Origin of the sequence: Actinacidiphila bryophytorum, from assembly GCF_016916835.1 — a bacterium.
Classification (GTDB): Bacteria; Actinomycetota; Actinomycetes; order Streptomycetales; family Streptomycetaceae; genus Actinacidiphila; species Actinacidiphila bryophytorum.
In genome coordinates, this window is record NZ_JAFFIX010000005.1 from 55,666 (window position 1) to 69,189 (window position 13,524).

General features: G+C 72.0%; 6 protein-coding genes. 1 reads left to right on the forward strand and 5 read right to left on the reverse strand.

The genetic code is table 11. The features are described from left to right. Positions 1-17: 17 nt before the first annotated feature. Positions 18-7,364 (reverse strand): RHS repeat-associated core domain-containing protein, encoded by a 7,347-nt coding sequence (locus tag JT723_RS09560; RefSeq protein WP_205044091.1) that lies wholly within the window; start codon positions 7,362-7,364, stop codon positions 18-20. A gap of 264 nt (positions 7,365-7,628) precedes the next feature. On the opposite strand from JT723_RS09560, the gene JT723_RS09565 reads away from it, so the two are divergent. Beyond that, a complete protein-coding gene (locus JT723_RS09565) occupies positions 7,629-11,564 on the forward strand; it encodes a LamG-like jellyroll fold domain-containing protein (protein ID WP_205044092.1) in 3,936 nt (1,311 codons plus the stop codon). 46 nt (positions 11,565-11,610) lie between these two features. On the opposite strand, the gene amaP is transcribed toward JT723_RS09565, so the two are convergent. From amaP to JT723_RS09585, 4 genes are read right to left on the reverse strand one after another with little or no spacing between them, the layout of a single operon-like run. Next, on the reverse strand, positions 11,611-12,207 hold the full coding sequence (amaP, locus tag JT723_RS09570; protein WP_205044093.1) for an alkaline shock response membrane anchor protein AmaP: 597 nt from the start codon (positions 12,205-12,207) through the stop codon (positions 11,611-11,613). A gap of 7 nt (positions 12,208-12,214) precedes the next feature. Continuing rightward, positions 12,215-12,907 carry a DUF6286 domain-containing protein gene (locus JT723_RS09575; protein WP_205044094.1) on the reverse strand — a complete coding sequence of 231 codons (693 nt, stop codon included), beginning with the start codon at positions 12,905-12,907 and terminating at the stop codon, positions 12,215-12,217. Continuing rightward, a complete protein-coding gene (locus tag JT723_RS09580; protein WP_205044095.1) occupies positions 12,904-13,275 on the reverse strand; it encodes an Asp23/Gls24 family envelope stress response protein in 372 nt (123 codons plus the stop codon). Before JT723_RS09580 ends, JT723_RS09575 begins: the two co-directional genes overlap by 4 nt. After that, the gene (locus JT723_RS09585; RefSeq protein WP_031522979.1) at positions 13,275-13,475 is read right to left on the reverse strand and encodes a hypothetical protein; all 201 of its coding nucleotides are present in this window, start codon (positions 13,473-13,475) and stop codon (positions 13,275-13,277) included. Before JT723_RS09585 ends, JT723_RS09580 begins: the two co-directional genes overlap by 1 nt. Between the last annotated feature and the right edge of the window lie 49 nt (positions 13,476-13,524).

Here is a 13,524-nt window from a genome sequence, read left to right on the forward strand (position 1 = left end):
GCGGTCCCGCTCCTTTGCTACCAGTCCCGGTCGAACGGGGTGACGGCGCTCTCCGGCACGTTGACGCCCGCGTTGCGGAAGGCGTCGGCGCCCGAGGGCAGGAACTGCGAGGTGTCCTCCTCGGTGAAGAAGGGCCAGTAGTGGCCGGACTCGTTGTCGATCATGCTGACCTCGCCGTTCTCGAAGACGACCTTGCCCGCGCCGCGGACGTCCGCGCCGTCGAAGAGCACCGAGTGCTTGATCTTGTCCGACACGTCGGCGATGATCCGCAGCTCGCCGTTCTCGCCGACCGCCCACAGGTAGGTGCCGCCCTTGCTGACCGCGTCGTGGAAGGCGTGGCTGCCGACGCTGAGCGGGGACACTCCCGCCGCGGCGGCGTCCGCCAGCTCCTTCGCGAGGATCTCCGGGTCGTTCATCTGGTTGGGGAAGACCGGGCAGCTGTTGTTGTGGACCAGCACCGGTGCCGAGCCGGCCTGCACATAGTAGGTGTGCACCCGGTCGACGGTCAGGTTGTAGGTGACGATGTGGCCGGTGTAGTTGCGGATACGGCTCGCCTGCACGGTGCGGCCGTCGGCGGTGCGCAGGCGGTCGCCCGCGTGCAGCTCTGCGGCGTCCACCCAGCGGTGACGGGTGACGTCCCAGTACGGGTGGTGCTGGGTGGAGGTGATCACTGCCGGGCCGCCGGGCGTACCGACCGTCAGGTCGGTGAAGTCGGTGTCGGTCAGGGTCCTGATCACCCGGGTGACCTTGTGCGGTCCGGTCAGCCCGGTGATCGGGTCGGTGGCCATCACCTCGTCGCCGACGGCGAGTCGACTGATCGGCTCGGTTCCTCCCGCGGCCATCAGGACCGGTGTGTCACCGGGGAAGCTGTTGCTCGAGCACTTGAGGAAGTCCTCGAGTGCCTTCGCCCCGTCGCCTTCTGCCGCGTCCTCCGCGGCCTTGGCCGCCGCGCGTTCCGCGACCTTGGCCGCCTCCTTGCTCTCGGACTGGAAGAGCAGGTCCATGCCGATGTCCATGGCCGCGGAGCCGCAGGACTTGCCGTGCTTGATGCAGTTGTAGGTGTCGATGACGCCGAAGGGGTCGAGGTCGGCCCAGGTCAGCTTGATCCCGGAGTCGTCGCCGAGCAGCCCCGCCTCGCGGGCGTGCTTGCAGAACTGCGCGACGCCGGCGGCGTCGCCGTCCCAGTCGCACTTGCCGTGCGCCCAGTCCTCCAGGATCTGGCCGTAGTTGCGGTTGGGCGCGTACGGGTCCATGCGGTACAGCTCGGTGACGGTGGGCAGCCGGATGCCGTCCAGCGTGGGCTGGCCGTCCTGTGCGGTGCCGATGGTGAAGCCGCCGGCCTTCTTCGGCTTGGACTTGCCGCCCGAGCCGGAGCCGCCGGAACCGGTGCCGGCGTCGCCCGCCGGGTTGCTGGCGCACGGCGGACGCCCGTTGCAGCGGGGCGGGTCGGACTTGCCGCCGCCCGGGTGCGGGCCGCACTCGGACTGGTCGTACTGGCAGCTGTTCTGGGTGCCCGCCGGGTCGGTGCCCGCGGGGTCGGCGAGGTTGACGGGGTTGTTGTCGGCGTAGGCGTAGGCGTTCCACTGCTGCGGCCGGGTGCCGTCCATGACCGGGTCGGGGTTGAGGAAGCGCCCGGTGCTGGTCTGGTACTCGCGGGCGCCCAGGTTGGTGAGCCCGGTGACCGGGTCCTGGGTGCCGCCGACGAAGCCGTGGTCGCCGGCCCACGAGGCGGGCTTGGTGCCGCGGGTGTTGCCGAACGGGTCCACCGGGCGGCGGGTCTCGGTCAGCGAGGCGGCGTCCAGCGACAGCGTCGCGGTGCCGTGGTTGTCGGACAGCTGCCAGGTCAGGCCGGCGGTGCCGGTGGCCTGGCGGACGGCGCTGAGTCCGTTGGGCAGCGCGTAGGTGCGGACGTCGGTGACCGCTCCGGTGGCGGTGTCCAGGGTCAGCTCGTCGCCGCCGAGGTTGAGGGTGGTCTTGCCGGGGTTGCGGCGCAGCAGCTGGTTGCCGTCGGCGTCGTAGACGTAGGTGGTGCTGCCGACGGTCCCGGCGGTGGTGACCGAGTCGAGCTTGTCCTCGGCGTTCCAGGTCATGCTGGTGGTGCCCGCGGTGCCGCTGACCGCGGTGGTGTCGCCGAGTGCGTCGTACTGGTAGGAGGTCGCACCGGGGCTGCCGGGGCCGGTGCTGGTGGTGGACATCAGGGCGTGCGGGCCGCCGGTGCCGCCGCCGGTGCTCTGCGCGGTGCTTGGCGTGTTCCGCTGGCCCGCGGGCGCGAAGACCTGGGTGGTGGTGACGTCCTTCGCCGTGTCACCGGTGATGTCGTGCTGGACCAGCTGCTTGCGGTTGCCGACGGTGTCGTAGCCGTAGGAGGTCCAGTACGGTGCCGGGCCGCCGACGGTGGTCGCGCCGGTGGCGGCGCCGCTGGTGGGCGTGCTGTTCTTGCAGCCGCCGACGCCGGGCACCGACGGCTGCGGCTTGGTGGTCAGGCCGCCGGTGTCGGTCCATGCGGTGGTCAGCCGGCCGAGGTAGTCGTAGCCGAAGCACTGCAGGTCGGTCTGGGACGGGGTGTTGTCGGCGATGTTCTGGATCGCCGTGGTCTGGCCCGCCGCGTTGTGGGTGTAGGTGGTCTGCTGGACGGCGCCGGTGCCCGCGGTCTGCTTGTCCAGGTAGGACGACAGCAGCGAGCCGGTGGCCTGGTCGTAGTTGTCGGTCGCGACGACCTCGGTGCCCCACGGGTTGACCGTGGTGCGCACCGGGCGCCCGAAGGCGTCGTAGTCGGTGGACAGGTCGTAGACCGAGGCGGTGGAACCGAAGCCGAGCAGCGCCCCGTTGGTGTCGTAGCTGTAGGTGACGGTCTCGGCGGGCAGGTTGCCGCGGGCGTCGGTGCGCGACGAGGTCAGGGTGCCGTTGATCTGGTTGTACGTCGAGGTCGTGGTGAAGGGGCCGGCGAGCGCGCCTTCGGAGGACGGCAGGCTCACCGTGGTGCCGGTGGCCCGGTATCCGCTGTCGTACCCGGTGGCGGTGCTGGTGTACGGCTTGCTCGTGTCGCCGTTCAGGTAGCGGGTGGAGCTGACCGGCTCGCCCTTGGCGCCGTCGACGGTGTCGTACGTCCACGCCCCGAGCTGGACCTTGGCGGTGCTGGGCGGTGTGGTGCTGTACTCGGCGGTCTTGCGGCCGATCAGGTCGTAGTCGTAGGTCAGCGTGATGCCGCGGGCGTCGGTGACCGACTTGACCCGGCTGTCGGCGTCGTAGGTGGAGGACGCCTTGCCGGTGTCGGGGTCGGTCGCGGAGATCTGCCGGCCGCGCAGGTCGAAGGTGTGGGTCCAGGTGTTCTTGGTCGTGGCGTCGGTCTGGGTGGCCTGCGACCCGTCGGCGGTGTACGTGTACGCCGTCACGTCGGCGTCCGACGCCTTGCCGGTGGCGGTCGCCGTCCGGTACTGCCACAGCTGGGTGGTCTGGCCGAGGGAGTCGGTGAGGGTGCTGGTCGGCGTGCCGCCCTTGGGGGGCGTCACGTCGGTCTCGTCGATGCCGGGGTAGGCGGTGGTGGTGCGCCACTGCTCGACCGCGAAGGAGGAGAAGACCGAGTCGACCGCGCGGCCCAGCCCGTCGTAGTCGGTGCTGGTCTCACCGGCGACGTGGTCGTCGTCGGCCAGGGAGGGTGTGGTGCCGGGCGGGGCGCTGTCGTCGTAGCGCGCCGCCTGGGTCTCCCTGACCCGGCCCTGCGAGTCGTAGACCGTGGTGGTCAGCAGCCTGCCGTGGTAGGCGGAGATGCCGGGGGTGTCCTGGTGCTGCAGCTGCCGGCCGAAGCCGTCGAAGATGTCGGTGGACACGTTGTAGTGCGGTGCGTCGCTGGTCAGCGAGGCGGTGGTGATCGCCGAGGGGCCGTCGGAGCCCCTGACGGTGTAGGTGTAGACGATGCTGGGGTTCTGGGTGCTGGTGCGGCCGGGGTTCCAGACCTTGACCAGCCGGCCCAGCGAGTCGTAGGCGGCGGTGGTGACCTTGCCGTTGAGGTCGGTCGAGGTCAGCGACAGGTCGCGGGCCGCGTCCAGGGTGGTCACCGACTTCCAGTCGGTGCTGCTGCCCGGGGCGGGGCTGAGCACCGTGACGGTGGAGGCCAGCTCGCCGGGGTGGGCGGAGTCGTAGCTGGTGGTCGTGGTGGCGCCGTCCGGGTGCGCGCTGTCGGTGGCGTTGGGGTCGGTCGCCGAGACCGTACGGCCGTAGAGGTCGTAGCCGCTGGTGCCGGTGGTGGCGTAGACCGGGTTGCCGGAGCTGTCGTAGTGGTCGAGGACCTGCAGCGAGGTGGCGTTGCCGGTGCCGCCGGCCTGGCCGAAGGACTTGTTGTCGAAGAGGGTCCGCTTGTCCGCGACGGTGTTGGCCGCGGTCGGCTGGGCGGTGCAGGCGCTCGCGCCCGAGACGGTGAGCGTCTCGTCGTTCAGTCCGGTGATCAGGGGGTTGCTGCTGGTGGCGTAGGAGGAGCGGATGCACTGCTCCGGCTGGCCGTCGGCGACCCGGTCGACTGTCACCGTGCGGTTGGCGTGGGCGGGGTCGCTGACCGTGGTGGTGGCCACGCTCTGCCAGGTGCCGTCCTTCTTGCGGGCCTTGGAGGTCGCGACCGTCCTGACGCCGCCGAAGCGGGCGGTCAGGTCGGGCAGTCCCGAGCCGCGTGCATGGGTCGCGGTCGGGGCGGACGCGGTGGAGGTGCTGACGTCGTAGGCGACGACGCTGCCGCCGGCCTTGTCGTAGGTGTCGGTCTGGTAGAGCTGGCCCGACAGCCAGTCGGAGTCGGTGACCGAGTCGCCCAGGGTGTCCTTGACCGTGACGCTGCGGTGGCCGCCGGCCCCGTTGTCGTCACCGTCCATGCCCTGCAGGTAGTGGGTGGTGATCTGCGAGGGCGGGCCGTCCTCGCCGCCGCCGGTGACGGCGGTGACCGAGGCGTAGCCGCGGAAGTCGTTCCAGGTGCGGGTCTTGGGGTCGGTCAGCTCGCTGTCGTCGTGGTGCCAGGCGGCCGGCCCGTAGTCGTAGCTGGTGGTGATCGACCTGGTGTGGGCGACCGGGTCGTTCTGGCTGACGGAGTCGACCTGGTAGCGGTTGAACCAGTCGGAGACCGGGTCGGCGCCGTAGACGCTGCCCGGCGGGTACCACTTGACGTTGTAGCAGGCCATGGTGTCGGTCGCGGCCGACGCCGGCATCCTGCCGGAGATCCGCGAGCAGTCGGGCAGCCGGTAGTCGACCTGGATCTGCTCACCGGTCTCGGTGGTGATGGTCTGGATGCGCGGCCGGTTGAAGATGGCAGGCGCCGGTACGAGGTCGGTCCCGTCGACCCGGTTGGGCAGTTCCACCGGGGTGAAGGTCACCGGCGGCAGCGACAGCTTCGGGGTGCCGTCGTCACCGGTGCGGGTGACGGAGTCCAGCCACATGCTGGGCTTGGTGCCGTCGTTGGGCTCGGGGAAGTGCTGGCTGAGGGCGTAGGTGTCGACGTCCTTGTACGCGCCGGCGGAGAGCACCTGGGTGGTGATGGACTGCAGCCGCAGGTTCGACCAGTAGCTCTCGCCGTAGTTCTTGCAGGTGGTGCTGCCCTTGTCGCAGTTCTGGTCGTAGGGGACGTCGGGCCAGTGCGCCGCGTTGTCCTTGCCGAGCGTGGCACCGTCGCAGGTGAAGCCGCCGGCGGTGGAGCAGCGGCCGTAGGGTGCGGGCGTGAAGACCACCCGGGCGGGCGTCTTCAGCGTGCCCTTGGCGGCCACCTGGTCGGGCAGCCGCACACCGTAGGCGATCGAGGTGAGCGCGCCGTCGCGGACGTAGGAGGTCAGGGTGCCGGTGCCGTTGTTCTGGCCGGCGCCGCGCTGGTAGTAGTTGGTCTCCGGCGCGTAGCTGTACGTGGTCAGGTTGCCGTGCGAGTCGACGGCGTAGTCCAGGTTGAGCCGCCAGGCGGTCTGGCACCAGGACGCGTCGCCCTTGGCGGCGTCGTAGCAGGGGTCGGTGCTCTTGGGCGAGTAGACCGGCTCGGTCCAGGCGGAGTTGGTCGCCGGGTCGGTGCCGTCGCCGCCGGGCAGGTGGTTCAGGCCGAAGTAGTAGGTGCTGCCCGAGCTGGTGCTGACCTTGACGTACTCGCCGGTGGAGGTGCCGTTGGCGGCGCCGGAGAGGAACTCGACCTTCGAGCCGTCGTCGTTCTGCAGCCGCCACAGGTCGTGGTCGGTGTCGTCGCGCACCAGCTGGCTGGACTGGCCGTCGAGCGAGAGCGTCGCGTTGTAGCCGCCCCAGCACATGTCGCTGGAGTGCGCGATGCCGTCGTCGTTGCAGCTCTTGAAGGAGCGTTCGACGTAGCCGGGTGAGTAGTCCCAGCCGTCGCCGATCCAGGACGACTGGGCGTTGGTCGAGGAGGTCATGCCGTCGACCGAAGAGGAGTCGTAGGACAGCGCGACGGTCGGGGTGTCGCCGCCGGGCGCCGGCGGCACCTCGATGGGGTAGCTGTAGCCGAAGCCGCCGTTGGCCGAGCCCGCGGTCCAGGCGGCGCTGGGGCTGAGGCTGGTGGCCGCGTACGTGCCGCCGCCGCCCGCGGGCGAGATGTCGGGGGCCAGCACCAGGCCGCTCGCGGCGGCCGACGACGCGGACGTCGCCGCCGCGGACGTGGCGGGCACCGCCACGTCGGCGACCAGGCGGTGCGTGGCCGGGTCGTAGTGCGAGGGGACGGGCGTGGAGGCCGCGCAGCCGGGCGCCTGAGGGGTGGTCAGGGCGCAGGCGGGGATCGCCACCAGCCGGGAGCGTGCGGCGGCGTCGGCGCCGTAGAGGGCGTCGAGCCCGCTGACGTCCACGCCGACCTCGACCGACGCGGCGGGTCCCGCGGCGGCCCTGGACAGCGCCACGACCTGGCCGCGGTAGCCGGCCGCGGCGGCGGTCGCGGCCGGGACCACGTCCACGGTCACCGGGGTGCCGGCGGCGGCCGGCGCCGCGGGGGCGTCGGCGGCGCGGGCGGCGACGCCCTTGGCGGCCGCGCCGCCGGGGCGCACCCACACGGCGAGCTTCGCGGCCCGTGCGGGCCGCGGCCGGCCGGCCGCGGCGGCGGGCAGGTCGAGGGTCGTGGTGCCGGTGGCCGCGGCGGCCGCCGCGGGCGGTCCTGCCCACGGGGCGGGTACGGGGCGGTCCGGTGCGTTGTGCGCGGGTGGTGCCAGGTCGTGGCCGGCGACCGAGGGGGTCTTCGGCAGTGGTGTGTCCGGAGGTGACCAGATGGTGTGCGGGTCGACGGGCTGCGCCGTCGCCTCCGCCGATACCGGACCGAGCAGTGCGGCGACGGTGGCGAGCACCGTCAGCACGTCGGTCCACCGTGAACGGCCCTTCGCCACGCCGGGCCGCGCCTGTCCCCAATGACCCACGAGAACTCCCTCGCAAGCGACCGGCCGCCGGGGGCAGTTCCCCGGCGGTCACAGGTGAGGCGGCGACCATATAATTCGGATCCCGTAAATTCTCCAGTCTGGAAAATACCTTGAGGATATCTTTACCGGCCGCTGTCCCAGGGTGATCTGACACACCGTCCGATGAGCGACTTGTCGGATCTCGCCGCTTGACGTACGCCTCCCACGTGCCCTTACTGTGCGGCTCCACGGCGCCGACGGGCGCCGCAAGGGGAAGGAAGCCCGATGGGGGGCATCAGTTCATCCGTTCGCAGAAAGCGCCGCGCGGACAGGTCAGGACGCAGGCCGGTAGGCGTCCTGCTGGCGCTCGCACTCACACTGGCAGGCGTCGCAACGGCGGGGCTTGCGGGGCCTGCCGCCGCCGACGGCGACCCGGGCGACGGTCACGTCACCGCGCTGCCGCCGGACGCCACACCCGAGGCCAAGGCCATGGCCCAGGCCCAGGCGACCGGGCAGCCGGTCGTCGTCGACGCGCTGACCACGCCGTACGCGCAGACCACCGCCAACCCCGACGGCACGCTGACCCAGGACAGCACCCCGACGCCCTCCCGGGTCCAGCAGGGCGGCCACTGGGTGCCGGTCGACAGCACCCTCACAGCGAACGCGGACGGGACCCTGTCCACGAAGGCCTCGCTCAACACGCTGACCCTCTCCGGCGGCGGCACCGCCCCGCTGGCCACCCTGACCAGCCCGGACGGCAAGAGCCTGGCGATCGGCATGCCCTTCCCGCTGCCGGTGCCCACCACCGACGGCGACACCGCCGTCTACGCCGACGTGCTGCCCGGCGTGGACCTGGACGTCACCGCGACCGACGTCGGTGGCATCCGCGAGGTCCTGGTCGTCAAGTCCGCGGCGGCCGCGGCGAACCCTGAGCTGGCGACACTGCGGCTCTCCACCACCGGCGCGGGCCTGACCATGCAGTCCGACGCGCAGGGCGGCCTGCAGGCCGTCGACTCCACCGGGGCGGTCGACTTCGTCGCACCCACCCCCACCATGTGGGACTCCAGCACCCCCGACAGCACCTCGGGGACCGCCGGCGCCAGGACCGCGGCAGCCGCGGAGCCGCAGACCGCCGCGGGCGCCGACCCCAGCACCCCGGACGGCCCCGGCACGGGCGCCCAGACCGCGCAGATCCCGGTCAGCGCCAGCGCCGACGCCGTCACCCTGACCCCCTCCGCCGACCTGCTGCGCGGCACCGGAACCCGCTACCCGGTCTACATCGACCCGTCCTACCTGCCGTGGAAGGCGGGCGCCCCCACCTGGACCTGGGTCCAGTCGGCCTACCCCACCGCGGACAACTTCGGGCAGTACGGCACCTCGCACAGCTCGCAGCCCGGCGTCGGCGTGTGCGGCACCTACCCCAACGGCGGCAGCTGCGTACCCGCCGACAAGGAGCGCACGTACTTCCAGTTCAACACCTCCAGCCTGCACTCGGTCGAGGACACCCTGGGCGCCGCCACCCTGACGGTCACCCAGACCTACTCGGCGGACTGGAGCTGCACCAACAAGTACGCGGTGCGCGCCTACGCGTCGAGCACCGCGATCGGGCACGGCACCAACTGGAACAACCAGCCGGGCGGCAGCCTCGTCGGCACCGACAGCGTCGGCGGTACCGGCTCCGCCGACTGCGGCGACGTGTCGTTCACGTACAACGCGCTCAGCGCCGTGCGCACCGCGATGGGCGGCACCAACCCGGGCGTCATGACCTTCGGGATCTACGGTGACGAGTCCGACGCCAACGGCCTCAAGCGGGTCTCCAACAAGGCGACCCTGAGCGTCACCTACGACAGCACCCCCAACCCGCCCACCGGCTTCACCGCCTCCCCGACCCCGCGCTACGCCTCGGCCGGCACCACCCAGGCCTGCGAGACCACGGCGAACAGCACCACCTCCGCCTTCCTCGGCAACCCCGGCGCCCAGGGCCTCCAGCTCAAGGCGACCGTCTCCAGCCCGACCAGCCCCGCGCAGCCCGTCCGCGGCTACTTCGACCTGTGGGACACCGCGGGAACCGTCGCCACCGGCTACACCGGCTACGTCTCCTCCGGCAACCAGGTCTCGTACACCGTCCCGTCGAGCAAACTCGTCGACGGCGGCTCCTACGGCTGGGACGTCTCAGCCAACGACGGCATCCTCGGCTCGGCCGCCGCGCCCAGCGCGCACTGCCACTTCCGGGTCGACATGACGCCGCCGACGGTCAGCGTGCCGACGGCGCCCGACCAGATCTCGGCCAGTGCGCTGCCCGTCACCTTCCCGCCGTCCGGCAACGGCCAGGTCACCGGCGTCCATGTGGGCGGCGGCGGCTGGGTGCCCTTCAGCGCGACCGACCCGGCACCGGCCGGCACCCCCTCGGGCCTGGCCTGCATGCACTGGAGCTTCGACCCGACGCTCGCCGACGCGGCCTGGCAGTGCGGCTCCAAGCTCCCCGGCGCCTCGGGCCTGGCCGCCTTCCCCACCCACTGGGGCACCAACATCGTCTACATCCAGGCCGAGGACAACGCGGGCAACTACTCCGGCATCGTCGCCTACGCCTTCTACGTGCCGTGGAACCCGAGCGGGCCGGCCCCGGTCTTCGGCGACACCACAGGTGACGGCTCGCCCGACGTCGTCGCGCCCGGCAGCGACGGCAACCTCTACGCCCACTCGGTGCCCGGCAACACCCAGGCCACCAGCCCCGCGGTCAGCCTGGCCGCCAAGGCCGCCGACTCCCCCGCGGGCGACGCCTGGAAGAACGGCTACCAGATCACCCACCGCGGCAGCATGCGCACAGGACTGAACGTCGACGACCTGATCGTCCACAAGACCGGCTCGCCGTCGATGGTCTTCTACTTCAACCCCGGCAACACCGGCACCGACGGGCGGTTCGACAAGAAGCAGGAGATCGCCAAACCGCCCTGCGCCGGCTGCACCGACTACGCGGCGGACTGGTCGACCACCCTCCAGGTGGCCGCGCTCGGCGACGTGGCGAGCACCAGCCTGGACGCCGGCCACTTCGGCAACTACACCGGGCTGCTCACCACCGAGACCACCAGCACCGGCGACGCGGCCCTGTGGTTCTACCCGACGGTGGCCTACGGGCTGCTCGGCGCACCGGTCAAGGTCGCCGCGAGCGGCTGGAAGAACATGGACCTGATGTCGCCCGGCGACACCGCGGGAACCGGCAAGCCGGGCCTGTGGACCCGCGACCGCAGCACCGGCGACATCCTCAGCCGCACCCTGACCACCGGCACGGCCTCCACCGACGCCAACGGCGACCCGCTGGACACCCCCGTGCCGACCGTCACCGCGGTCAGCGCCGGCACCAAGATCGGCAACCTCGTCGTCGCAGGCGACCCGGTGGTCGGCTCGGACGGCGACCTGACCGGCGACGGCATCCCCGACCTGTGGTCGGTCTCCAGCGCCGGCAGCCTCAACGTCAGGCCCGGCACCACCGCCACCGGCTCCAGCGGCTCACCGGTGACCGGCACCGCCGCCTACTTCACCATCGGGAGCAACAGCACGGCCGCCGACCAGTGGCCGCTGAAGAACACCCTGACCGACATCGACACCCTCAACCCCGCGACCGCGCACGGCACCACGAGCTGGGGCGCCGACCACACCGGAGCCGTGAACTCGGCAGTCGTCCTCGACGGCTCCACCGGCTTCCTGCAGTCCGCGCACGCGGCCGTCGACACCAGCAAGAGCTACACCGTCTCGGCCTGGGTCAACCTGAGCTCCACCGCCGCCACCATCACCGCGGTCAGCCAGAGCACCGTCAACCACCAGGCCTTCTACCTGGGCTTCCAATCCACCACCAGCCACTGGTACTTCCAGACCACGACCAGTGACGAGACCAGCACCACCTTCCAGACCGCGCACGGCGGCACCCGCGACGCCGGCGGCACCGAGCGCACCCCGGCGACCGGCGTGTGGACCCTGATCACCGGGGTCTACGACGCCGACAGCGACACCCAGACGCTGTACGTCAACGGCGTCGCCGCCGATGTCGCGGCGCACAACGCCACCCCGGTCTACAACTCGGGCGGCCACCTCAACATCGGCGCCAACGCGATCATCGGCAGCACGGCCCCCTACAACCAGTGGGGCGGCTCCATCGCCGACGTCCGCACCTACCCGGTCGCCCTGACCCCCGACGAGGTGCACCACATCTACACCACGTCCTGACACACCACGTCCTGAGCAGCGGCACCCCGTCCGCCGCGCGGCCCGGTCAGCTGACCCGGGCCGCGCGGTGGCGCACCGCCCGCAGCCGCGCCTCGGCCGGCAGGTCGGGCAGGCCCGCGGAGTTGCGGGCGCGCTCCAGGACCTGGGAGTCCAGGCCCTCCACCACGTCCTGGGGAGTGGCGTGCGGGGCCAGGCCCAGTACCAGCCGCGCCTCCGGGGTGCCCCGGCGGCCGGTGAGCACCGCGTTGGACCACTCGACGCCCTCGTAGTCCTCGGCCTCCGAGCGCAGCACGCTCTCCAGTGCCCGGCCGCGCAGCAGTGCGCCCTGGCCGTCGCCGCTGTCGATCCTGATCTGCCGCAGCCGCCGGGTGCGGGCCTGCGCCAGCAGCCACCACAGAGCCGCGAGGAAGAGCACGCCGAGCACGGCGAAGACCACCGGCCACCACCAGCCGTCCGAGCGGTAGCGGGTCCTGCTGTGATCGGTGAGCAGCACGTCCTTGGGGCCGGTGAAGGGCCACCACCCGGGCACCGTGAAGTCCCAGTGCCGCTGCAGGTCGAGGCTGCCGACCAGCACGGACAGGCCCACCACCAGCAGGACGAGGCCGGTCAGCGCGAGCAGGACCCGGTTGAGTGTGGTGCGCATCGCCCGGTCACCCCTTCTTCTCGGCCCGCTGCAGATGGATGCTCAGCTGCGGCGACCTGGCAAGGCCCAGCTGCCGTACGGCCTCGCCGAGGGCCGCGGTCAGGTCGTCGCGCACCTCTTCGAGTTCGCGGAAGTGCGAGGTGGCACGGGCCTTGATCTTGCGGCGACCCACGTCGACCCTGGCCCAGCGGACACCGGACACTTCCATCGCCCGGTCGCGCAGCACCAGTTCTGCCGCGCGCCGGTCGAGTCCCGCGCGCACCCCGGCGGTTCCGCTGCGGGCCATCGGCAAAACGCCGCGCTCGCCGGGGGTCAGGGCGAGGACCAGCAGCCACAGGCCCAGGGCCGCCGCGACGGAGGCGCCGAGGATGATCCAGACGTCGTCCAGGTGCCGGGTGGCCAGCTCGTTCGCCAGCGTCACCCGCCACTGCATCGCCTTGCGGTCGGCGCGGACCGAGGCGATGTCGTAGAGGAAGAGCCCGGCAAGTCCCAGCAGCACCGCGGCGGTCAGCGCCGCGGGGATGCGGCGGCCGGACCAGAAGCGGCGCACTTTCTGACCCTGCCCGCCGCCGGGCAGGCCCGAGGTCACCGCGTACGGTTCGATCTCGGGGCGTTTGGCGATGCTGACCCTGGCGTTGTCCGCGTCGGACCCGGTCGGGTCCTGCTCGCGGTAGACGTGGCTGCCCCCCTCGTCGCTCATTCCACCCTCCCCTCGTCCTTGCGGCGCGCTGCCGCCGAGTGCAGCCGCTCCACCTCGACGGCCACCTCGGGTACATCCATACCCGTCAACGCCTCGACCCTGCCGGTGACATGGCGGCGGACCGTACCGCACACCGCGCCGATGTTCGCCGGGTAGCCCAGTTCCAGGGCCAGCCGCAGCCGGGCGGTGTCCTTGCGCACCGACACCGAGGCGTGCGGCTGGACGTCGCGCGGCACCAGGTCGGCGCCGGGCGCGTCGGCGAGGACCTCACCCGCCGCCTGCGCGGCGATCTTGGCGACCACCCGGTCGGCGATCCGCAGCGCACCGCGGTCGGCGGCGGGCAGCTGTCCGGGTACGGCTGAGGCCATCAGCGCCGCCGGTCACGGTCGCGGTCCCGGTCCCGGGTCCGGAAGAAGTCGCCCGGTTCCAGGTCGCCGTCGAAGAACTTGCCCGCGACGAAGCCGACCGCACCGAGCAGCGCCACTACGAGAAAGGCCCCGAAGCCGCCGAAGTACCCGGCGAACCCCAGTGCCATGCCGGCCGCCAGGCCGATCACCGCCATGCTCATCGTCTGCTTCCCGTCCGCTCTGCTGCGCCCGCCCGCACTGCCGCGGGCC

What these genes read in the sequence shown, in the direction of transcription:
- JT723_RS09565 (WP_205044092.1), top strand. Translation starts at nt 7,629, where the DNA reads ATGGGGGGCATCAGTTCATCCGTTCGCAGAAAGCGCCGCGCGGACAGG.
- amaP (WP_205044093.1), bottom strand. Translation starts at nt 12,207, where the DNA reads ATGCGCACCACACTCAACCGGGTCCTGCTCGCGCTGACCGGCCTCGTC.
- JT723_RS09575 (WP_205044094.1), bottom strand. Translation starts at nt 12,907, where the DNA reads ATGAGCGACGAGGGGGGCAGCCACGTCTACCGCGAGCAGGACCCGACC.
- JT723_RS09580 (WP_205044095.1), bottom strand. Translation starts at nt 13,275, where the DNA reads ATGGCCTCAGCCGTACCCGGACAGCTGCCCGCCGCCGACCGCGGTGCG.
- JT723_RS09585 (WP_031522979.1), bottom strand. Translation starts at nt 13,475, where the DNA reads ATGAGCATGGCGGTGATCGGCCTGGCGGCCGGCATGGCACTGGGGTTC.